Genomic DNA, 24078 nt, shown 5'->3' on the forward strand with positions numbered 1-24078 from the left:
GAGAGAACTCACAAAATTTATTTTATAAAACGAAGAAAATACATTTTTTGAACAAAAAGTGGGTGAATTTCAACAATAAGGAAAGGCGGGATGAATCAACATATTGATTTTAATTGGATTGATACTAATGAGAAACTAATAATTGCTTGTCGAGATTGTAAGCATGCAAGTGTAGTGGCATTAGATACTGAGTTTGTTCGTATTCGTTCATTCTTTCCTAAGTTAGGACTTTTACAACTATTTGATGGTAAAAAGGTTTATCTTATTGACCCACTTACTATCTCTGATTTTACCCCATTCATAGAACTACTAAAAAATCCAAATATTCTTAAAGTGTTACATGCCTGTGGTGAAGATTTAGAAGTCTTCCAACATTATTTTAATCAGTTACCAGAGCCTATGATCGATACTCAAGTGATCGGTAAGTTTATTGGACTAGGCATATCTGTTGGATTTTCTAAACTTGTTGATCACTATTATCAAATTAAACTAGATAAGTCTTCATCACGTACGGACTGGCTAGCTCGCCCATTAAATGAAAAGCAGCTCCAATATGCAGCTGCAGATGTACGGTACTTGTTACCAATATATCAAAAAATGCAAGTATCGCTAATTCAAACCTGTTGGCAAAAAGCAGTCGAAGAAGAGTGCCATTATTTGAAAGCGAAAAAACTAATAGAATTTGACGTTGATAAAGCATATAAAAAAATTGGTAATGCATGGCAGCTGAACTCTCAACAACTTTCAGTGCTACAGCTTCTTGAGAATTGGCGATATAAAGAAGCACAAAAACGAGATTTAGCTTTAAATTTTGTGGTAAAAGAGCAGTCTCTATTGCAAATTGCAAAACTTCAGCCTAAACATACCGCTTGTTTATTGGAATTTATGCACCCAAATGAAGTTCGACTTCATGGCAAAAAATTATTATTACTTGTTGAACAAGCAAAAAATATTGCAGCAGAAAACTATCCTGAACCTATTCATCGCTTGATCGATGCACCTCATTATAAACGTGATATGCATTTTTTAAAGAAAGCTGTTCAAGAATGTCAACCGCAAGACTTACCAACGGAGGTTTTTGCAAGTAAACGTCAGCTAGAACAATTATTTAAATGGCAAATGCAAGGTCAACCACAAGACCAGAAACCTGAATTATTATTCGGATGGCGTTCAGAATTCGGTAATCGATTATTGGAAAAATACCGAATTTTTCTGCAGGCAAACCAATAGTAAAATTTTTTGTAAGTGAATTTAAATAATTCTTTTGAATCAATATGTTATGTGAATATTGTGCGCATAATATATATTATGTTAAATAAATCAAGGGCAGCTACAACCTTACCTAAAATTTGCAAGCCTCCTCATAAATTATTCTTTTTTAGGTAATAAAAACCCCGCATAAGCAGGGTTATAAGTTAAAATTAAATTAGTATATCCAATCGTGGATATAATCTATGCCACCAAATAGTAGAAACAGTGCTAGACTGATTAAAAAGGCGATAAAAAACCGTTTGGATTTAACGCTGAATATGCCAACCACTGTCACAACAAACCAATAAGCTCCTTTTGTAGAAAACACATCATTAAGAGTGAGTGATGAGAAAGTAAAGACTAAAATGATGGAGCCAAACAAGAACAAAGGTAATAAAATATAGAGCTTAAACGCCAAAACGCAGGTATCTTTCAATAAATTCATCGCTTCTTTCACTATATTATTCTCCTCTCTGTCTTCATAAAATAATGCTGATAGATCCTGTAACCAAAATTTACGGTTGGAAACGAAAAGTTGCGAACGGTTAAGATAAGAAAAAAGCCTTGAAACGTTTTGCTTCAAGGCTTTGTTTGATTTTTTCGACAAGTTACAAAACATTGCGAAAGGTCAAATGGTGCTCTGGGCGAGACTCGAACTCGCACATCCTCTGGACACTACCCCCTCAAGATAGCGTGTCTACCAATTCCACCACCAGAGCGTGAATTTTTTATTGCGGGATATCGCTATTTTCAGTTTTAACTGCTGGCACTTCTTGTTTTTGTTCTACTTGACTTAAATCTTCAAACTGGCTTTTTGGTGATGCTGTGTGAGTGTTTAAGTTGCCAATCACTAAACTAATGCCGAAAAAAATAATTGCTAAAATCGCTGTAGTTCTTGATAAAAAATTTGCTGAACCTGCTGAACCAAATACGGTTCCTGCTGCACCTGCACCAAATGATGCACCTGCATCTGCCCCTTTTCCTTGTTGGATTAAGATAAATCCGATTAGGAAAACTGCTACAACGAGATAAGCAATAGTTAGAAAATTGATTAACATTGTTGTCTCTTTTTAAATTCTGTTCAAAAGAAAACTCTGCATGGCAGAGTTCGTTTCGATGTGTGCATCATATAGCGTTACGCTAAGGCTTGCAAGGAAATTTTCGTGAATTTTTTAACGTTCGACTTATTTTTCGGCAGATTTCACGTTTTTTCGACTACTCTGCCCTTTAGATGTCGTTACAAGCGGTATGATTCTCGCTAAATTTTGCAATACCATTCGATTTGGTGAATGTAGTAAGCTAGGCAACTGCTTATTGAGATCGGCTATGAACTGTTGATAACTTGCTTGTTTTTTGCTGATATCGGTGAGCTGCATTTCCCAATGAGCCGTCATATCTGGCTGGGTTGCGGTTTCAGGTAAAGCAGCAATCAAGGTTCTACCTGCTTCGGTGCTGTGAATGCTTCTCCCCTTTTTGATTAAAAATCCCCGCTTGAACAGTAATTCAATAATCCCCGCTCGTGTCGCTTCGGTGCCGAGCCCGTCAGTTTCCCTTAACACCTTCTTGAGCTGTTTGTCTTGCACAAAACGGGCAATTCCTGTCATCGCAGAAAGCAACGTAGCATCGCTAAAAGGACGTGGTGGTTGCGTTTTTTTGCTGACGATTTCACCTTTTTCACAATGTAGTTGTTGATCTTTTTTCACCAGAGGCAGCAACGGTTCAGCCACTTCGTCGCTATCCTCTTTACCGAGCAATGCTTTCCAGCCCGCTACAATTAAGTTTCTAGCTTGTGTTGCAAAGGTACCACCTGCGATATTTAGAATAATTTTACCTTTGCGATATTCAGCATCTGGACAAAATTGCAGCAGATATTGACGAGCAATTAGTTGGTAAATTCGCCGTTCATTGTCGGTGAGATGCACATTGCCCTGCCTAGCCGTTGGAATAATTGCGTGGTGAGCTTCAACCTTACTGTCGTTCCAGCAACGATTTTTGCGATTAGGATCAACCGCCTCAGGCTTTTCAGTATATTCAGTCAAATGATGTGCAATAGCAGCCATCACTTTCAAACGTTCGGCAAAATGCTCATTCGGCAAATAGCGATTGTCGGAACGGGGATAAGTGATTAGCTTGTGAGTTTCGTATAATTTTTGGCAAATATCGAGTACCGCCTGAGCGGAAAGTCCAAAACGGCGGGCAGCATCAATCTGTAATGCCGAAAGCGAATAAGGTAATGGTGCTATTTCGGTTTCGATTTTATCTTGATAATCGATAACGCAAGCGGGCTGATTTTCGATACGTTTTACTACATTTTCTGCCAGCGGTTGGGATAGTACCCTACCCTCATCATCTTGATAATCTTCACACGCCTTGCTCGGCTGCCATTGTGCCGTAAATCGTTCCTGTGTTTCAGGCACAATGATGTGTGCTAGCACTTCGAAATAGTCTTTGGGCACGAAATTTTCGATTTCGAGATCCCGTCGCACAATCATGCCTAGAACGGGGGTTTGTACTCTTCCAACTGACAGCACACCTTTGTAGCCTGCCCAACGTCCTTGGAGCGTATAGGCTCGAGTCATATTGATGCCATAAAGCCAATCGGCTCTCGCCCTGGCCAAGGCAGAAGTAGCAAGTGGGATAAAATCCCGATTACTTTGCAATTTTTCCACCGCTTTTTGTACGGCACTTGGGTTAAGATCGCTAATCAGACAGCGTTGAATTTGCGAACGTTTTTCAGTGGGCAAATTGAGATAACCGAACACTTCGTCTACTAGCAACTGCCCTTCTCGGTCAGGATCGCCTGCGTGAATCAGTTGATCTGCCTGTTTTACCAAGCGTTCCACTACTTTGAATTGCTTGAGCGTCTCTTTTTTGGGGATCAGCTTCCACTGTTCTGGCACAATCGGCAAATGTTCCATTCGCCAGATCTTAAAACGTTCATCGTATGCATCAGGTTCAGCCTGTTCAAGCAAATGCCCAATACACCATGTCACCACATTGCCTTCACCACACTCAATAAAACCATCTTTATTGTGATGTGGTTTAGGTAACACTTGGGCGATAGCTCTGCCTAGGCTTGGTTTTTCGGCGATGAATAGTTTCAATGGATAGTTCCGATTTGCAAAAAATTGAGAGAATCTGACCGCTTGTAAGGGACAAACGGTCAAAATTTGTGATTAATTGAAGCCCTGCTGAGACAGGATCATTTGGCACAATTGCGGCGGTTGTGGCAACGTTTTTGATTTTGGCGTACTGGATGGCTTAGCTGGTTCGAACCATGAATAAAGCTCTGCACCACAACCATCACCTGCAGGCACGGGGGCTTGATTTTCACAATTTGGTGCGTCAGCAGGGCAAGTTAAACGAACATGAAAGTGCGAGTCGTGTGCGTACCAAGGGCGAATTTTGCGAAGCCAATCACGATCAGTTCCTGCGGTATTACACAGTTTGACTTTGATTGCGGGGTTCACAAAAATACGATCGACACGGTAATCTGACGCTGCTAATTTCAACAATTTAGTATGGTTGGTTGTCCATAACTTTTCATTCACGACATTGGTTGAATGATCAACCATAATCGTTGCCAAACCCGCAGGATTACGAGCCGTTTCATCGTCCATTGGACCGAAACGCAACCAAATATCTGCATCTAAACCCGTTTGGTGGCTGGCATGTCCCGATGAAAAACGTCCACCAGCAGGCATTCCCATATCACCAATCAAAATAGGCGGAATTCCTGCAGCCTTGGCACTTTTACCTAGATTTAGCAAATAGTTCAACAACTGCGGGTGACCGTAATAACGGTTTTTGATCGAGCGAATCACTTGATAGCCTTCGCCTTTGAGAGCTAAAGGTTCTGCACCAATAATACATCCATTACTATACCCACCAATAGACTGCACTTTGCCAGCAATTGGAGTCCGAATCGATTCCCACGGGGTGGCTACACTATGTAGAGAAAATGCCACTACACTACTGGCTAGGGCAATATTAAAAAATTTCATCTGCTTTCCTAATATAAACAACATCATGAGCATTCTAGTGTAATCAAATTGCAAAATCAAAAGCTAAACTGACCGCTTGCTGATTAAAATTACACCGCTTGTTGCAATTCATTGCTAAACGCATAAATTTTATTTGACATTAAAATAAGAAAAAGTTATTTATAGCTCCGTTTTTCGCTCTTAGCGAAAGAAAGTTATAATGGTTCATTATAGCGGGAGAGGTGCAACATTCAGGTAACTTGTTTTAGGGAGCTAGACCGTTTGAAGACAAGTGATGGGAATGATTGCCGAGATGTGAGTTCGCTAGAGAAGGAATAAGCATCGGCTGAGTAGGTTGAATCCTATCAGCTGTCGTTTGGTCGCCAACTAAACGGAGCGCTCTTAATTGGTGTCAATGTTTCCCCAATTTTCTTGCCACTCATATCTCCTGTAAACACAATGCTTTTTTATAGGAAATTCTAAATATGCCTCATCTTTCCGTTGCTAAATTTGGTGGTACCAGCGTTGCCAACTTTGATGCAATGTCAGCTTGTGCCGATATTATCACAGCTGATACAAATACTCGGGTCGTCGTGCTTTCAGCTTCCGCGGGCGTAACTAACTATTTAGTTGAGCTTGCCAATGGCTGTGAACTTTCACGACGCAACGACATTTTAAATGCCGTAAGAACAATTCAGTTTAACATTATTGAAAAGCTTCAAAAGCCTGAAATGGTGATTGAAAAAATCGAACACTATTTAACACACATTAAAGCACTTGCTGAATCAGCTAGCCTTGCCACTTCCCTTGCCTTAACGGATGAAATTATTTGTCACGGTGAGATGATGTCTACCTGCATTTTTACGCAATTACTCAATGAACGTAATTTCCCTGCAGTATGGGTTGATGTGCGTGACGTTGTGGCGACAGATAGTCACTTCGGAAAAGCGGCTCCGAATGATGAAAAAACCGTTCAGCAAACGAATGCAGTGATTAAACCCTTGCTAGAACAAGGTAAAGTGGTGATTACCCAAGGTTTTATTGGTCGGGATGATGAAGGTAAAACAACCACGCTTGGTCGTGGTGGCAGCGACTACTCAGCAGCATTACTTGCAGAAGTGCTGAATGCCAATGATGTGTTGATTTGGACCGATGTCCCTGGTATTTATACCACCGACCCACGCATTGTTTCTGCAGCTAAGAGAATTGATACCATCAGTTTTAATGAAGCAGCGGAAATGGCAACATTCGGGGCGAAAGTGCTCCACCCCGCGACACTTTTACCTGCTGTACGCAGCAATATCCCTGTTTTTGTGGGGTCAAGCAAAGCTCCCGAACAAGGAGGAACTTGGGTAACTCGTGATCCACAACCACGTCCAACATTCCGAGCTCTCGCCTTACGTCGCAACCAAATTTTGCTGACCCTTTCCAGTCTCAGTATGTTGCATTCACAAGGCTTCTTAGCGAATGTCTTTACCATTTTGGCAAAACATAAAATTTCCGTAGATGTCGTCACAACTTCAGAAGTCAGCATTGCAATCACGCTTGATAAAACGGGTTCAACATCGTCAGGTTTAGATATTCTTTCTGATGACTTGTTAGCAGAATTGCGTGAAGTGTGTAAAGTGAACGTAGAAACGGATTTAGCATTAGTGGCCATTATTGGTAACAATCTACACACACAAGCAGGCATTGCTAAACAGTTATTTGAAACCTTATCGCCTTATAATGTACGTTTGATTAGCTACGGTGCTAGCACGAATAACGTGTGCACACTGGTTAAAAATAAAGAGGCAGACGAGATTATTCAGGCGTTACATTCAGCACTGTTTGAATAATTCAAACAATAAGAGGCGTTTTAAACGCCCCTTTATTTCTTGTGCTATTTGCAAAAAATTAGGTGGATCTTACCGCTTGTGTGGTAATTTTTGCCAAGTGACTTCATTGCGAAGGTAAACAGGTTCAATCTCCATGGCTGATTGCGTTTTCCCTTGTGCTGCGGCTTGCTGCACTAGTGGCAACATAAAACGGGCGGAAGGTAAGGTGATGTCGCTCACCACAAGCGGTAAGTTTGCCGCCGAAAATTGCAAATATGCTGCCCAACCCGTACCAACTACCGTTGGCTGACGCGCTGCCTGAATTTGTGCAATCGCCTTTTCTGGCGAGCAGACTTGCTCTGCCACCAACGTTTGCCAGCCCTTTTCGCTACGGCTAAATTGTGCGAAATAGACTTCGTTCATTCGAGCATCAATCAACGCAACCACTTCTGTTGCACCTTGCTGTTGATACGCCGCCTCTGCCATCGCCAATAAATTAGACACGGGCACCACGGGCAATTCCGCTCCCATTGCTAAGCCTTGAGCAATTCCCACGCCCACTCGCACACCCGTAAAACTACCCGGCCCACGCCCAAATCCAAGTACATCGACCTCTTTCAGAGAAATACCCGCTTGCGATAACAACTCATCAACCATCGGTAAAATCCGCTGCGTATGCGTACGTGGGCTGAGTTCATCTAAAAAAGTGGTTTTACCTTGGTGAAATAACGCCACAGAACAGGCTTCAGTGGCGGTGTCTAATACTAAAATTGTCTTCATCATAAAAATATAGAGGGACGTTGTACGTCCCTTTTGTTCATCCTATTTGCAAAAAATCATTTGGATCTTACCGCTTGTTACGGCGTTGTGCCACCGCATCGGCGAGTTGGAATAGTACTTTTTCACTATCTTCCCAGCCAAGACAGGCATCGGTAATGCTCTGTCCGTAAGTGAGTGCTTTGCCTTCGACTAAATCTTGACGGCCTTCAACCAAATGGCTTTCAATCATTACACCTGAGATCTTGTGCGATCCATTGGCAATTTGAGCGGCAACATCATTGCAGACATCAAGCTGACGTTTGAATTGTTTCTGACTATTGGCATGACTGAAATCGACCATCACATGCGGACGGCGACCGGATTTTTCGATGTCAGCACAAACTTTTTCGATCGAAGCCGCATCGTAATTCGTACCACTATCACCACCACGCAAAATGATGTGGCAGTCTGGATTGCCCGCGGTGGAAACAATAGCAGAATGTCCAAATTTGGTCACAGATAAGAAATGGTGCGGGGCTTCAGCAGCACCGATGGCGTCTAAGGCAATTTTCACACTGCCGTTGGTAGCATTTTTAAAGCCGACCGCACAGGAAAGCCCGGAAGCCAATTCACGATGCACTTGCGATTCTGTGGTTCTCGCCCCAATCGCCCCCCAGCTCATAAAATCAGCAACATATTGCGGGGTGATCATATCCAAAAACTCCCCCGCTGCGGGAACGGAGAGATCATTGATGTCGGAAAGCACTTTGCGGGCAATGCGTAAACCGTCATTCAATGCAAAGGTTTCGTTTAAATACGGGTCGTTAATTAGCCCTTTCCAGCCCACTGTGGTGCGGGGTTTCTCAAAATAGACTCGCATTACAACTTCTAGATGTTGATTAATTTGCGGATTGGCTCGGATCGCTTGGATTTTTTTCGCATAGTCTAATGCTGCTTCAGGATCGTGAATGGAGCAAGGCCCAATCACCACTAACAAGCGGTCATCTTCACCCGATAAAATGCGATTAACCGCCAAACGGGCTTTTGCCACGGTATCCGCCGCCACATCGCTGGCAGGAAAACGCTCTAACAATGCCACAGGTGGCAGCAATTCTTCAATGTGGTTGATACGAATATCATCGTTTCTGTATGTCATATTTTCTCTTTATTTTTATAGTGCTCACAAAGTACCGCTAAACTAGAGCAATCGTTATGAATTGTCAAAAATTTGTGAGCAAATGATTAAAAAGTATCACAAACATTTGGGTTTCCAGATTGCAATCCTTTTCTAAACCACGCTAAGCGTTGTGCAGAAGAACCATGGGTAAAACTATCAGGAATCACTCTACCTTGGCTTTGTTTCTGCAAGCGATCATCGCCTACGGCTTCAGCTGCTAAAAACGCCTCTTCCACATCTCCTGCTTCCAAACGCCCTTCTTTCTGAATGTGATAGCCCCACACCCCCGCAAAACAGTCGGCCTGTAGTTCTACACTCACTGAAATCCGATTAGCTTCTTTCCTGCTAGAAGCGTTACGTTGTGCCTTTTGAGTTTGCTCTGTAATACCTAATTGATGTTGAATATGATGTCCCACTTCATGAGCAATTACATAAGCAAAAGCAAAATCCCCTGCTGCTTTGAGTTTGTGTTTCATATCATCATAAAATGATAAATCTAGATAGATTTTTTCATCAACAGGACAATAAAAGGGCCCCATCACAGATTGCCCTGTACCACAAGCGGTTTGAGTTGCTCCCCGATACAGTACCAACGTTGGTTCACGATAAGTCATCCCACTTTGACGAAAGTAATTACCCCATACTCTTTCTGTTGTTGCCAACACTTTGCGTGACAAGGTATTGAGTTCTGCTTCTTCAGATGATGATCGATAGCTACTCTGCTCCTGCTGCTGATACGTTTCTTCTTGACCAAAACCGACAATCCCTGATAAATCCACACCATAATAAGCCCCGACCAACAAGATAATAAAGCCTAAAATACTGCCCTTTCCACGTCCAACAGAAACTCTTCGCCCCCCACCAAAACCAGATTGTCCACGGCGATCTTCCACATTACGACTTTCTCTTTCATCATCTAAACGCATTTTGTTTTCCTTTTTATTTTCCTTTGAACCACTTAGGCTTGTTATATATTGAAACAAACTATGAAACAAGTAGCCTTGTGCCACTATATAACGACCAAAATTTAATAATAACTATCTCGCCAGCACTTCTCGTTTTCCTTTTGCATCAGGAGCGGAAAGTATGCCTTGGGCTTCTAGCTGATCAACAATACGGGCAGCACGGTTGAAACCGAGAGAGAAACGGCGTTGAATGCCACTGATTGAGGTGATGTTGCTTTCGACCACAAATCCTGCAATTTCATCAAAAAGGGGATCAAGATCGCCTAAAGCTCCCCGTTGGCTGCCATCAACATCTTCATCGTCAGCAGATTCAATAATGCTGTCAATGTATTCCGGTTTCCCCCTTGCTCGCCAGTTATCGGCTACTCTTAGCACATCTTCATCGGTCATAAATGCACCGTGAATACGGATCATTTCAGGGCTGCCTGCACCTGAATAGAGCATATCGCCGCGACCAAGTAGTGCTTCCGCTCCACCTTTGTCTAGAATAGTACGGGAGTCAATTTGGCTTGCAACCGTGAAGGCAATACGGCTGGGAATATTGGCTTTAATTACGCCTGTAATGATATCTGTTGATGGGCGTTGTGTTGCCAAAATCAAGTGAATACCAACTGCACGGGCTTTTTGAGCAATTCGCATAATATGATCTTCCACTTGTTTGCCTGCAGACATCATTAAATCAGCAAATTCATCGACAATAAGCACAATGTAACTCATTTTTTTCAATGGCGGAGCATTGAGATCCATTGAATCTGTTGGTTTCCAATGTGGATTAGTGATTGGAATACCCATGGCTTCCGCTTGCTCAATTTTGTTGTTATAGCCTTCAATATTACGCACTTGTAAGTAGCTGACGAGCTGATAACGGCGTTCCATTTCTTCAACCGCCCAACGCAACGCATTTTCAGCTTTTTTCATATCAGTCACAACCGGTGTGAGCAAGTGCGGAATGTCGTTATACACTGACAATTCAACGACTTTCGGGTCAATCATAATAAAGCGAACCTGTTCTGGGGTAAGCTTAAATAAGAGACTTAAAATCATCGTATTTACGCCGACAGATTTCCCGCCTCCTGTTTGCCCCGCCACTAATAGATGCGGCATTTTTGCCATATCAACCACAACCGGTTTTCCACTAATATCTTTGCCTAGCGCCATTGGCAAAATCGCATTACTATGACGGAAGGCATCGTTCTCCAATACATCTCGTAGCCACACCGTTTCACGTTGGCGATTTGGGGTTTCAATCCCCATAAATGGCTTACCCGGCACAACATCGGTGATCCGAATCGCTTCAAAAATTAATGAGCGAGCTAAGTCACTGCCTAAGTTGGAAATTTTGCTTGCCTTGACTCCAGCAGCAGGTTGAATTTCATATCGAGTCACGACAGGTCCAACCAACACGTCTTCTACCGTTGCTTTTACGCCAAAATTCGCCAGCTCTTGTTCAATACGGGCTGATGTCTCTCGAATTTCCTGTTCAGTAATTTGCTGAATTTCCTGTTTTCCCCGTGATAATAAATCGTTAGTTGGCAAAGGTGTTGTTGGTTTCTCCGTTGTTGTTTGTCGTTGTAACAGCGGATGAACAACAGGCGTTGCTGCTTTCGGTTTGGTAAAATTCGGCTCGGAACTGACCGCTTGTTTCGCTTTTTCAACGGGTTCTGGCAGTTCGACTTTTACGTTCGGTTTAAGAAAATCAGGGTGCTGCTCATCTTTCTTGACCGAAGTAGCGACCTGATCGCTCTCACTCGGCACTGCAAGCGGTGAGATCACGTCCGAATTTTGCAAATGAGTGGGTTCTGTTTCAGCTTGAACCGTTGAAATGTCTGGGTTTAAACGAATCGTTGGAAAATTTCGTTCATCCACAATAGGTTCAACGGTTTCTAGGGTTTCTTGCTGCACCCGTTGTTGAGCAGGCGGAACTGGTGAAAACGCTGGCACGCTGACTTTAGGTAACTCTGTTTGCGTTTCAACATGATACATCGGCGTTTCAACCAACTCATTCGTTTCACTCTGCTCTACTATTTCAGATTTTAGCCCTGTAATTTTCGGGCGGGCAAATTGGGTAACATCCGTTAGCTGTGGATGTTCAGGTGATTCTGTCATCTCTTTTTCAACGGTCTCATCGCTTTCCTGATTTGCAAAAATTTGCTCGGAACTGACCGCTTGTCTTTCAGGCTGAGGAGCTTCCTGCTCTTTATTGTCCATGATCCAATCATACAAACGCCCAAACAGGCGAATTAACGTCTGCCCTGAACAAAAATAGAATCCACCTGCCGTGATCACCATCGATAAAAACAGTACGCCGATCTGACCAAGCCGATTTCCAATTAACTCCGACAGCATCGCCCCAATAAAGCCGCCAGATAAATAGGCTGCTGAATGTGGTAACAGCACACTTGCCAGTCCTGACAGCCCTATCATAAAGACGGTAAAACTCAGCAACCACAGCAAGGCTTGTCGTAAATGTAGATCACCTGTGGTACGCAGTACCAAAAGAAAAATGGGCACAAAGGTAAAGGCAAAAGGAATCAGAAACGCCATTTTGCCGAACATAGCAAACAGTAAATCAATTACCCATGCACCTAATGAGCCTGTTTTATTGAGTGGGTCTTGTGTCACACTGCTGGCGACAGTCCAAGCGTTATCAAGCGGACTATAACTTGCCCATGCCACACATAAATAAGCACCAGCCAATGCCAGAAGCAGCAAGGTAAATTTGATGAGGTTTTCTCTACCTGTTAATCGTTCAATCACACAATGTCCTTATTTCAACAACAAATAATTGGTTTGTTTGACTTCTTCCATTACTACATAAGTGCGAGTATCGTTCACACCAGGTAAACGCAATAATGTTGTGCCAAGTAATTTACGGTATGCTGCCATATCGGCTACACGCGTTTTGAGTAGATAGTCAAAATCTCCCGAGACTAAGTGGCATTCTTGAATTTCGTCCAGTTGCTGCACGGCTCGATTGAATTCTTCAAACACATCAGGCTTACCACGTACTAAAGTAATTTCAACAATCACTAATAATGGAGCCTCAAGCAATTCAGGGTTCAATAAGGCACGATACCCCATAATCACATTTTGTTTTTCAAGGCGTTTGACACGTTCTAAACAAGGCGTTGGCGAAAGCCCAACTCGCTTTGAGAGTTCAATATTTGAAATCTTTCCGTTACGTTGCAACTCATTTAAGATTTTAAAATCAATAGCATCTAATGGCTTTGGTAGTTTTTTATTTTCCATTTTGAAACCTTTCTAGCAGTTTGTACTAAAGAAGTATTCTACCGAGTTAAGACATTTTGTCTAAAGTTATTTGCAAAAAAGAAAAAAAATCCGACCGCTTGTTAGGCGATCGGATTAAAAAAGGAGAAAAAGGGATAATTTAACCCGCTACGGCAGGCAAAATACCTTTTTCAATTAAGAATGGAATAACGATAATGACAACTCCCATCACAAACGCAATCACTAATCCCAAATTGCCACCGGCTACACGGTAAGGTAGATTTGGGTATAATTGGCGAGCTTTCCACGCCAAACCGATTGGTAAAATCAATCCGTAGAATGCAAACAACAACCCTGCATAACCAAGTGCCGCAATAAACCCATTTGGATAGAATAATGCAAATACCAATGGAGGAATAAAAGTTAATGGCGTAAGTACTACACGATTTGACGGTAAATTGAAGCGTTTTAATAAATCGCCCACGCCTTCAAAAATCCCCATAGCGACACCTAGAAACGAGGTAATCAATGCTAATGCCGAGAACAAACGCACCGCTTCCCCCAAAATTGTGCTGCCTGTAATTTGTGCCGTTGCTTTGACTAAGCCATTTAAAGTGGGATCTTGCTTCACTAATGCGACAAATTCACCCTGACTTAATACCCCGTGCGTAGCTAATTGCCACAATAAATAGGCAGAAAGTGGAATGAGAGTACCAATCAAAACCGCTAAACGGATTTTACGAATATCGGCATCTAAGTAGCTATTAATGCTCCCCATAATCACATGGAAACCAAAAGACGTGAAGAAAATCGGAATGGCAGAAATTACTAATAAATTATCTAACGGCACAGCGGTTAAATTTTCTAATTTGGCTTTTGGTAACATCATCAATAATACAAAAATGAATGCTACGATTTTGCCTAAGAACATCAAGCGAGTGATACCATCAACGCCTTTGATCCCAATAACCACGAAAGTCCCTAAAATAAAGGTAAATAGTAAAATGCCGACTTTAGATGTCGTTTCTTCATCTCCCATAACAGGCAAAATACCAGATAGTAGCGACCCTCCGCCCGTGATATAAGCCGCTAATAAGGCATACAGCAACACCAATAAACTAAATGTCGCTAAACCACGTCCCGTCATGCCAAAATATTGTTCTGCAAGTGTTGCAACACCAACCTCTTTCTCTTTTGCGGTTTGATAGACTTCCATAAACAGCAAGCCAGTATAGGTGAGTAACGCCCAAAGCCCACCAAGCAAAACAACCGTCATACCAAATCCCATACCAGCAGAAGTCAGTGGCATTGCCAACATTCCCGCTCCAATTGTCGTGCCAGCAATAATTAAAGCACTGCCTAGAATTTTATTTTTCACTGTAAATTTCCTTAAGTAAAACGAATGGGCAGCATTCTAACAAAGCGAAAACAAATTGTAACGTTTTATTTTCACTGTATTTATTTTTATACAATTTTGTAAGGAGGTTGATACAACAAGCGGCCAGATCCGCAAAAAATTTTGCAAATCTGACCGCTTGTCAACTTCCGATTCAATTAACCAACGACTTTTGGTAGCAATCCTGCATCAATTAAGAATGGAACGATCACGATAAACACACCGATAATCAACGCAATCAGCAATGAAAGCGAACCACCTTTGACTTTGTAAGGCAACGTTGGGGATTGCTGGCGAAGCTTCCACACCATTGCGATTGGTAAAACGATCGCATAGAAGGCGAACATCTGCCCAGCGTAGCCAAGTGCGGCAACGAAGCCTTGTGGGTAGAAGAAGGCGAATAACATTGGCGGTACGAAAGTTAAAGCCCCTAAAGTCAGACGACCTGCATGAATATTTACACGTTTGAACAAATCTTCTAACGCTTCAAGTAAGCCGAGAGCCACGCCCAAGAATGAAGTAACCAATGCTAATGCAGAGAAAACTCGTACTGTGCCGCTGATCATTGAGCTGCCTGTCACTTGGTGAATGGCTTCTGCCAGACCGTTTAAGGTAGGATCTTTCTCTAAAATCGCCAAAAATTCTGTTTGACTTAACACTCCATGGGTCGCCAATTGCCATAGCACATAAGCAATCAGCGGAATGGCGGTACCGACTAAAATCGAAATGCGTAACGCTTTAACATTGCCTTCGAGATACTTATTTAAACTTGGAATGGAGGCGTGAAAGCCAAACGCGGTGAAAAACACAGGACTTGCCGAGATCAATAAGAACTTATCAATCGGCATTTCAAGCAAGTTGTCGAAAGAGATTTTTGGCAGTAACAGGAAAAGCACTAACACAAATGCCAAAATTTTCGAGCTGAATAACAAACGATTGACCGCATCAACACTCGTCGTGCCGACAACAACAAACGCCCCGAATACGACCACAAACAGAATGCCCGCAAGGCGGGTGGTCGTTTCGGCATCGACAATCGTCGGTAAAAATGCGGCTAATAATGAGCTACCACCTGAAACGTATGCGGATAAAATCGCATACAAGAAAATAATCAATACCGCCGTGGAAACTACTCGCCCAAAGGTACCATAATATTTTTCAGCAAGTGTACCAATTCCCGCATCACTGTCAGCATTTTGATACAGTTCGACAAATAATAACGCACTGAAACAGAGCAATAACCACAATGCGACTAACAGCACCATCGTAAAGCCAAAGCCGATACCCGCTGAGGTGAGCGGCATTGCTAACATACCACCGCCGATAGTTGTTCCAGCGACAATCAGCGTACTACCTAATGTTTTATTCATACAAAACCCCAAAAAGGAACGAAAAATTGACGATATTGTATAGATAACAAAACATATTGTAAATTTATTATTACAAAGATTGAAAATAAAAATGACAAGCGGTCTGTTTCTCAGAACATTTTGCAAACTTGCAAAATTCGGCAAGGAACTGACCGCTTGTAGAACCCCATTATGGCTTAAAGTAACCAAGTATGGTGGCATTCGTTAATTGGTAGCTTTTTAGCTCATCTCGATAAATTAGAGCAACATTATTCAACAATAACGTAACGCCTTGATCCGTTGGCAGTAAACTCATTTGCTCTGCCGCTTTAGCTAATACTGGTGCAGTATATCGTTTACCTTTCTCAATACCGTGTTGTTGCAAGATGTTTTCAATAACCGATTGCTGAACAGTAAAGCGCCCTTTTGTTTTACTATTTTCAAAAGAAATCATGTCGCAGTCATAACAATCCGTTATTTTATATGAGTAATCCTCGACAAGAACTAATTGCTTGTAGGTTTGAATTGGGATCGCCTGTTCTTCCGTTCTTGAGTAGTGAAAATAATCATTTTCGGTTTGATAGGTATCACGCAAACTCAAAGCATCATTATAAATTTGTCGAATATAATCCAAATCATTAGATTCATATCCAAACCCTTCTCCTTCTTTGCCATAAAATTGGATAATGAGTGAGTCTAACCGCATTAATTTATTGATATCCAAGGATGCTGGGTCAAGATCGTTTAATTGCAGTTTTCCGTGAGCATCAAGCAAATTCAGCTCCGTTGCTAATTCTACAAATTGCTTTTTCTGGCTTTCAAACTCTATTTTTTCTGGCGATATCACCATCGTTGTAATAACGACTGCCGCAATAGTGTATAAACCAAATAGACGATACTTCACCCATTTTGGCACAAGGCAGGAAAGAATAAATAATGTGACTAATATTGCTATTACAATCAAATAAATTCGAGAAACAGTTAAGCCATAGCTTGAAACACGTTCATGAATCCCGACCCATAGCAAACCAAGTGGAACAATCGACAAGCGTGAGAACTGACGGAAAAACATTTCCCATTTTGGCTGCTCAGAAAGTTGGCGTAAAGCAATACAAGCTAAGCCTAAGCAGAGATAAGACAATGTAATGATCGAGACATTACCGACGGGCAATTCAAATCTGAACAGAATCATTCCAACATAGAGATAGACCAATATCGTATAAATCATCACCACCGGTGATAGTAAATAGTTGATCAGAATGTCCGCCGTAAAAAAGAGTCTTTCAGAATAGCTATCATATTGCCCAACTCTTTTCTCCAAAAGTAAAAAGAAGAACGTAGAAAAAAAGCAGATCAACAGAATATTTACTCTACCGCTTTCAATATAAAATGTAGGTGCTAGATTAAACAACACAACAATACTTTCGTGTATTGACCAAAACAGACCCACTACAATCCAAGCCAAAATCCAAGTAAGTAGAAAATGAATACTGGTGACTAAAATATTATGCACAAATTGGCGGTTATCTTTTGGCAAAAATTTTGAGAAGAATAATAGAATATGAATGACATAGACACCGAACCAAAAGCGTTCATTTTCATCAAACAGCGGAACATAATTGGCAAGTGCACACAGTGCTAACATATAAAGCCAAGACCATTTATAAAGTCGGCTTTGGTAATAATTAGCAAGATAGGTTATTGAAAAATATAGCGGATAGGTAAATATCACGCCGAATAGATACCCGTCTTGATTCAAATCTAAATAGTTGTCTAAAAATAATACGACTGAACAGGCAATAATATTCATCACAAATTCAATAGGGTATTTCTGCCATAGCTGGTTCAAGGTACGCAATGATGAGTGAAACATAGAGATACTCCGAAAATAAGGATTTGCAAATTTTAGCGAGAATCTAACCGCTTGTATAACAAAAAAGCCGAACATTGTGTTCGGCTTTTTAATATGACTATTTTACATCCGCTGGATTATCTGCCATGGACTGCCCTAACTCATCGGCTTTATCCGTCGGCTCTTCCATCACCGTTGGCTCATTTGGCTTTTCTGGTGATGGCGGAGTGCTATCGCTATCGTGCCAACCGGCTGGTTCTCCTACTGGTTTACGTTCCATCAAGTTTTTAATTTGTGGCATATCGATGGTTTCGTACTTCATCAACGCATCTTTCATAGCGTGTAAGATGTCCATATTCTCAATGAGAACTTGTCTTGCTCGCTCGTAGTTGCGTTCGATGATTTTACGCACTTCTTCATCAATCAATTTTGCGGTTGCTTCAGAAACAACTTTTGGAGCCCCGAAACCTTCTTCTTCCTTATAGAGAATTGGACCGAGATTTTCTGAGAATCCCCACTCCGTCACCATTCGACGAGCAATGTTTGATGCCACTTGGATATCGCTAGAAGCCCCTGTTGAAATATTCTCTTTACCGTAAATCAATTCTTCCGCTAAACGACCGCCATAGGTACTCGCTAATTTGCCTTCGAGTTGTTTTTGGCTGATACTGATCTTATCACCTTCTGGTAAGAAGAACGTTACACCTAACGCACGTCCACGTGGAATAATCGTCACTTTATGTACTGGATCGTGCTCTGGCATCAAATAGCCAACAATCGCATGTCCAGCTTCGTGATAAGCGGTCGAGATTTTTTGCTCTTCCGTCATAATCATTGAGCGGCGTTCTGGCCCCATATTGATTTTGTCTTTGGCTTTTTCAAAATCATTCATTGTCACCACTTTCTGATTTGCACGTGCGGAGAACAATGCAGCCTCATTCACCAAGTTAGCCAATTCTGCACCCGAATAGCCTGGGGTTCCACGTGCGATAATCATTGGATCCACATCGGGTGCAAGCGGTACTTTACGCATATGTACTTTCAGAATTTGCTCACGACCTTTTACATCAGGCAAGCCCACCATCACTTGACGGTCAAAACGACCTGGACGAGTTAAAGCGTTATCCAATACATCGGCACGGTTAGTTGCCGCAATGATAATCACTCCTTCAGAGCCTTCAAAGCCGTCCATTTCAACGAGCATCTGGTTTAAGGTTTGCTCGCGTTCATCGTGACCACCACTAAAGCCTGCTCCACCACGTTTACGGCCAACCGCATCAATTTCATCAATAAAAATGATACAAGGAGCATTTTTCTTCGCTTGATCAAATAAATCACGCACACGAGATGCTCCGACGCCCACAAACATTTCCACAAAATCGGAACCCGCCATGGTAAAGAATGGAACTTTTGCTTCGCCTGCAATCGCTTTAGCTAGTAAAGTTTTACCTGTTCCCGGTGGTCCAACCATTAAGATCCCTTTTGGAATGCGTCCACCAAGTTTTTGGAATTTAGTTGGATCACGCAAAAAATCCACAACTTCCGCCACTTCTTCTTTGGCTTCATCACAGCCTGCAACATCCGCAAATGTGGTTTTGATTTGGTCTGGAGCAAGCATTTTCGCTTTGCTCTTACCAAAACTCATCGGATTACCGCGGCCGCCACCTTGCATTTGTCGCATATATAGTACCCAGAAACCAATTAATAGCATCATTGGGAACCACGAAATTAAAATTTGAGATAACAATCCACGGCGTTCTGCTGGCTTGCCCACTACAGTCACATTCTTATTTAACAGATCATTTAATAAATCTTGATCATACATTGGCATAGTGGTTTGATATTCAGAACCATTGGTTTTCACCACAGTAATGGTTTCATCACCATTTTGAAAATTAACCTCTTTTAAACGATTTTCTTTTAAATCGTTAATGAAGGTTGAATATTCGACAGTGTTAGCCGAGCTAAAACTCGAATTAACGCCTTGGAACGCAGTCATCAGAGTGATTCCGATAACGGCCCAAAGCAAAATATTTTTAAACATATCGTTCAAGGTTGTTACCTCTTTTTAACTAATAAAATCTTGGTAAGGTTACTATAAATCCTACTCTTTAGCAAAGCAGAGAACAGTTCGAATAAATTTATGATCCTTTATACCCCGTCGCCACAATATACACCTCGCGAGAGCGATCCCGAGAAGCTTCTGGCTTCCGTACTTTCACCACTGAAAACAGCGAGCGAATTTCACGTAGATATTCATCAAAACCTTCTCCTTGGAACACTTTGACCACAAAACTGCCTTTTGGTGCCAATACTTGGCGACACATATCTAACGCGAGTTCAACCAAATACATCGCCCGTGGAATATCTACCGATGGCATACCACTGAAATTTGGTGCCATATCTGACATAACCACATCGACTTTGTCTTCACCAACACGTTCTAATAACGCATTTAGCACACTTTCCTCACGAAAGTCGCCTTGTAAAAAATCGACTCCTACAATGGGGTTCATATCTAAAATATCGCAAGCAATTACACGTCCTTTGTTACCAATCTGCGTGACAACGTATTGAGACCATCCGCCAGGTGCTGCCCCTAAATCAACCACTGTCATGCCATGTTTAAACAAGCGATCGGTTTGTTGAATTTCATCTAATTTAAAATAGGCACGGGAACGCAACTTTTGCTTGTGTGCCTTTTGAACAAATTGATCTTTAAAATGTTCGGCAAGCCAACGTGATGAGCTTGCACTTCGTTTTCTACCCATGCTTTTTCTCTGAAATTAAATTTAGCCGCATATATTAAGTCCGAATAGTCCAATTTCAAGGGGAAAGTGCATTTTTGCTTTGGATTTGCAAAAAAATCGCAGGATCTAACCGCTTGCTAGCAGTAAAAAGGCATAGCCTGTTAGCTATGCCTCTCATTTTTATGCTTTTTCAACCAACTGAGGTTTATCGCTCGAAATTTTGATCTCTTGGTCATTACTCGTATTGCGGATAAAGACATCTAACTGGTTAAAGGCGATTTCAATATTGTGTTGTGCAAATAATTCATTAATTCGGCGGTTTAAGAAATCTACCGCAAGATTGCGATCGCCAAGTTTTCCAACAAACACTCTCAATTCGTGATCTAATGTACTTGCACCGAAGTTCAAGAAATAGACCACAGGCTCAGGATCTTTTAATACCCTTTCGCATTCTTGTGCCGCTTGCAGTAAAAGCTTTTTAGTTAAATCTAAATTTGAGCCATAAGCGACACCAATTTGAATAACAACACGCGTGATTGCATCATTTAATGCCCAGTTTACCAAGCGATCTGTTACAAATGACTGATTCGGAATGATGACCTCTTTACGGTCAAAATCAATCAACGTGGTGGAACGAATACGAATTTTGGATACGGTACCTGAATATTCGCCAATCGTCACCACATCACCAATCCGCACTGGACGCTCAAACAAAATAATGATGCCTGAAACGAAGTTGGCAAAAATAGCTTGTAAGCCAAAACCCAAACCGACAGAAAGTCCTGCGAACAACCATTGTAATTTTGCCCAAGATATACCTAACGTTGAAAAAGCAATACCCGCTCCCACTGCAATCATTAAATAAGTAATTAAGGTTGTAATGGTATAAGGCGTTCCTTGCGAAAAATTGAAGCGAGAAAAAATCAGCACTTCAAGTAAGCCACCAATATTTCGCACTAAAGCGTAGGTGGCAACTAAAATCACAATAGCAAGCAATAAGTTTAACAGTGTAATGGATTCCATTACTGTGCCTGCTTCTGTTACAACACTTTGCCGCCAAAGCGTTACACCATCTAAATAGTATGCAACGGTAATTAAATCAGCCCAGACCCAATACAACATAATGAAGAGCAACATCATCAATACTAAATCGGTTACTCGCAACATTTGTTGTTTGACTTGGCTCATACCGAGTGTATCGTCTTGTTGCAATTCAATACTTAAGCTTTGTTCTTCGTCCGATTCAACTTTAGATTGTATTACTTCGCGTTTTTCTTTCAAACGATTGTAAGCTAAACGGCGTGCTGAAATATTTAGACTGCGATACACCATATTACGAATCACAATCCAAGTCGCAACAATGAAATAGGACGACATTATATGATCCATCAAATTTAATGCCGTATAGTAATATCCCATTGCAACTAAGGCGATCAGTACTATTGGTGCCACAACTAAGAAGATACGGAAAACATTAAACATCCAATGCGTTTCGCCTTTTTGTGCTTGCTCTTGCTTGGCAGATTCATACGTATTTACCGCTTTACGCAACCGTGGACCAATAATGAATAGAGAAATGACCAATACTGAAATAGTCATCACCTGACCGAGTACGTCATTCGGAATGCCCGTCTCTAAGTGGGTAAAAATAGAGGCGTTGATCCACAAAGCAAAAACCCATACCGAGCGTTGTAAGACTTGACGTGCATTTTCAACACTTTTTTTCGGCATATTAAAGTGTCGATACGCAATGCCATTTGGTTGCAACATCGTCAGCATAAACGCAAAGAACCACCAATAATTGCCCATTTGGAAAATCCAGCCATAAAATTGGTAAGGATCTTTAAAGCAAACATAGACTGCAAAGACTAACAACGCCATAAAAAATAAGGTGCTTGGCAAACTACAAAGCATCGCCCACATAATGGCTTTAGGCGTATTCCAATGACTATCAGAATGCAATGTATTGAGCTTTTTCACTATGTCTTGCATATATCGTTCCATTTTTGGTCTTTGGGAACGAATAAACAGCCCGAATACGAATAAAAAAGTAACTAACAGCGTCGTCGGCACAAAATCATCATGCCAATTAGAAAAATCAACCAATTTTACAATTTCAAGTAGCTGTAATTGCATTGCTGGGGCAACATGCGTCAGCCAATGCCAATTCATCGGAGGATTGCTACGAACCCAGAAACTTTGTTGCTGTAATTTTCCTTGTAGCTGATCGCTAATGGCTGAAACTTGCTTTTGATTCAACTCAATTGTCATCAACAAATTGAGCTGATAATTGAGAGAATTCACCATATCCGATAATAGGTTACGACGCTCTTGGAGCACGCTATTTAATTGTGTTTTTTCTTCATCCAAAAATTGAACTCGATTTTTGGTTTCAAGATGTGCAATGTACTGTTGGATATCATATAAACTATCGCGGGCTTCCGTCATATCAAAAATTTTGACCCGTAAATCCGTAATTTGAGTTCCTAGATCCTTAATTATTTCGCCTTTTGGTAATAGGTTTTTCTGTTTATTAATGATACGTGAAAGCACTAACGTACCTTGCAATGCACTGATCTGATCGTTAATCGTACGCTGTGTTTGCTGCAAATTATCAAGCACACTTTGAATACGAGTATTATCTTGAGACAATTTATTCATCAGCTCAGTTTGTTGAACTAATTCCTGACTCAATTTCACATTTGCTTTCACTTGTTCTGCAACCACAGGATGACGAATTGCTTGCTCATCTTGTTGCTTAGTAAGTTGTTCTGCTTTTGTTTGGGTATCTTTCAGATATTTTTTATTAATAATCTCTTGTAAAAGCGTGACTTGTTCTTGCAATTGATTCTGTTCCAATGTTTTAATTTCTAATTGCAAGGTGTAAAGCGATGTCAAAGGATAGCTCCCTTGCATCGCCACTTTATAATACGCATTTTGTTGCTCAAGCAACTCTAACTCTGTTTCTAGTTGCATTTTTTGAGTAGAAGTGGTACCCGAATCGTTTAATAAACGATTAATTTCTTGGCTACGTAGCAAGTTGGCATTTAATATGGCTTGTGTTTTTTCAGGTACTAACCGTAGATTACTCAGATCTGTATTTAATGTCCCTGTCGCTAACTGAATTCGCTGCAGATCTTGTTGAGCAAGAACCAATTTATTTTGCAGCTCATCAATACTCAAAGACTCAAATTGTTCAGCGACTAGTGGCTGAGCTTTAAAAGAATCCAACTCTTTTTGAACCGTTTCACTTTGTGTTGCCGCATGATTAATTTTTTCTTCTAATACTTTAGTGTCTGCTTTTTGTTTTTGAATTTTACCTAATAAATTCAACGTTTCTTCTAAATGCTGAATGGCTAATTTATTACTAGGATTATTTTGATCTTCTGCTTTAAGATCCTTGAGTTGCGCTTGAATATCCTTTTCGTTCGGTAATTCCGCCCACGCAGACAGCCCCACACTCAGTGATAGTCCAATGCCGAGTAATAATTGATTTAAAAAACGCATATTTCTTGCCATTTTTACCCTATAAATTTCATAAAAAATCGCCG

17 protein-coding genes, 1 tRNA gene and 1 riboswitch are annotated in these 24078 nt (G+C 41.3%); of the genes, 2 read left to right on the forward strand and 16 right to left on the reverse strand.

What is annotated here, in order from left to right; all coding sequences use genetic code 11:
- The first annotated feature begins 90 nt into the window (after positions 1-90).
- Positions 91-1230, forward strand: coding sequence for a ribonuclease D (gene rnd / locus A4G17_RS07725; RefSeq protein WP_123956147.1), 1140 nt, complete (start codon positions 91-93; stop codon positions 1228-1230).
- Between the two features lie 196 nt (positions 1231-1426).
- Here rnd and A4G17_RS07730 read toward each other — a convergent pair whose 3' ends face one another.
- From A4G17_RS07730 to mepA, 5 genes are all read right to left on the reverse strand, one after another.
- The gene (locus A4G17_RS07730; protein WP_123956146.1) at positions 1427-1858 is read right to left on the reverse strand and encodes a hypothetical protein; all 432 of its coding nucleotides are present in this window, start codon (positions 1856-1858) and stop codon (positions 1427-1429) included.
- A 26-nt stretch (positions 1859-1884) separates the two neighbouring features.
- Positions 1885-1970: transfer RNA gene (locus tag A4G17_RS07735), tRNA-Leu, on the reverse strand.
- 9 nt (positions 1971-1979) lie between these two features.
- Complete coding sequence (gene secG, locus A4G17_RS07740; RefSeq protein ID WP_123956145.1) at positions 1980-2309, reverse strand: preprotein translocase subunit SecG; 330 nt, start codon at positions 2307-2309, stop codon at positions 1980-1982.
- Positions 2310-2435: 126 nt separating this feature from the next.
- Positions 2436-4355 carry a DNA topoisomerase III gene (locus tag A4G17_RS07745; RefSeq protein ID WP_123956144.1) on the reverse strand — a complete coding sequence of 640 codons (1920 nt, stop codon included), beginning with the start codon at positions 4353-4355 and terminating at the stop codon, positions 2436-2438.
- 72 nt (positions 4356-4427) lie between these two features.
- Complete coding sequence (mepA, locus tag A4G17_RS07750; protein ID WP_123956143.1) at positions 4428-5255, reverse strand: penicillin-insensitive murein endopeptidase; 828 nt, start codon at positions 5253-5255, stop codon at positions 4428-4430.
- A 208-nt stretch (positions 5256-5463) separates the two neighbouring features.
- A riboswitch (Lysine riboswitch) is annotated at positions 5464-5644 on the forward strand.
- 75 nt (positions 5645-5719) lie between these two features.
- On the opposite strand from mepA, the gene lysC reads away from it, so the two are divergent.
- Entirely contained in the window at positions 5720-7072 is a 1353-nt protein-coding gene (lysC, locus tag A4G17_RS07755; protein ID WP_123956142.1) for a lysine-sensitive aspartokinase 3, read from the forward strand.
- Between the two features lie 69 nt (positions 7073-7141).
- Here lysC and tsaB read toward each other — a convergent pair whose 3' ends face one another.
- The 11 genes from tsaB to mscK form a co-directional block, all read right to left on the reverse strand.
- Positions 7142-7834, reverse strand: a complete 693-nt coding sequence (tsaB, locus tag A4G17_RS07760; RefSeq protein WP_123956141.1) for a tRNA (adenosine(37)-N6)-threonylcarbamoyltransferase complex dimerization subunit type 1 TsaB — start codon at positions 7832-7834, stop codon at positions 7142-7144.
- Between the two features lie 64 nt (positions 7835-7898).
- Entirely contained in the window at positions 7899-8966 is a 1068-nt protein-coding gene (gene aroG, locus A4G17_RS07765) for a 3-deoxy-7-phosphoheptulonate synthase AroG (RefSeq protein WP_123956140.1), read from the reverse strand.
- A gap of 86 nt (positions 8967-9052) precedes the next feature.
- A complete protein-coding gene (ypfJ, locus tag A4G17_RS07770; RefSeq protein WP_123956139.1) occupies positions 9053-9913 on the reverse strand; it encodes a KPN_02809 family neutral zinc metallopeptidase in 861 nt (286 codons plus the stop codon).
- A 111-nt stretch (positions 9914-10024) separates the two neighbouring features.
- Positions 10025-12709 (reverse strand): DNA translocase FtsK, encoded by a 2685-nt coding sequence (locus A4G17_RS07775; RefSeq protein ID WP_123956138.1) that lies wholly within the window; start codon positions 12707-12709, stop codon positions 10025-10027.
- 9 nt (positions 12710-12718) lie between these two features.
- Positions 12719-13201, reverse strand: coding sequence for a leucine-responsive transcriptional regulator Lrp (gene lrp, locus A4G17_RS07780; RefSeq protein WP_123956137.1), 483 nt, complete (start codon positions 13199-13201; stop codon positions 12719-12721).
- Between the two features lie 139 nt (positions 13202-13340).
- Positions 13341-14558, reverse strand: a complete 1218-nt coding sequence (locus A4G17_RS07785; protein ID WP_123956136.1) for an aromatic amino acid transport family protein — start codon at positions 14556-14558, stop codon at positions 13341-13343.
- 176 nt (positions 14559-14734) lie between these two features.
- Entirely contained in the window at positions 14735-15946 is a 1212-nt protein-coding gene (locus A4G17_RS07790; RefSeq protein WP_123956135.1) for an aromatic amino acid transport family protein, read from the reverse strand.
- Positions 15947-16115: 169 nt separating this feature from the next.
- Complete coding sequence (locus A4G17_RS07795; RefSeq protein ID WP_165894269.1) at positions 16116-17798, reverse strand: DUF4153 domain-containing protein; 1683 nt, start codon at positions 17796-17798, stop codon at positions 16116-16118.
- 97 nt (positions 17799-17895) lie between these two features.
- Positions 17896-19821: an ATP-dependent zinc metalloprotease FtsH gene (ftsH, locus tag A4G17_RS07800; RefSeq protein ID WP_123956133.1), complete on the reverse strand. Its 1926-nt coding sequence runs from the start codon at positions 19819-19821 to the stop codon at positions 17896-17898.
- 97 nt (positions 19822-19918) lie between these two features.
- Entirely contained in the window at positions 19919-20548 is a 630-nt protein-coding gene (rlmE, locus tag A4G17_RS07805; protein ID WP_123956132.1) for a 23S rRNA (uridine(2552)-2'-O)-methyltransferase RlmE, read from the reverse strand.
- 159 nt (positions 20549-20707) lie between these two features.
- Positions 20708-24046: a mechanosensitive channel MscK gene (gene mscK, locus A4G17_RS07810; RefSeq protein WP_236940998.1), complete on the reverse strand. Its 3339-nt coding sequence runs from the start codon at positions 24044-24046 to the stop codon at positions 20708-20710.
- Positions 24047-24078: the final 32 nt, after the last annotated feature.

Source organism: Frederiksenia canicola, assembly GCF_011455495.1.
GTDB lineage: Bacteria > Pseudomonadota > Gammaproteobacteria > Enterobacterales > Pasteurellaceae > Frederiksenia > Frederiksenia canicola.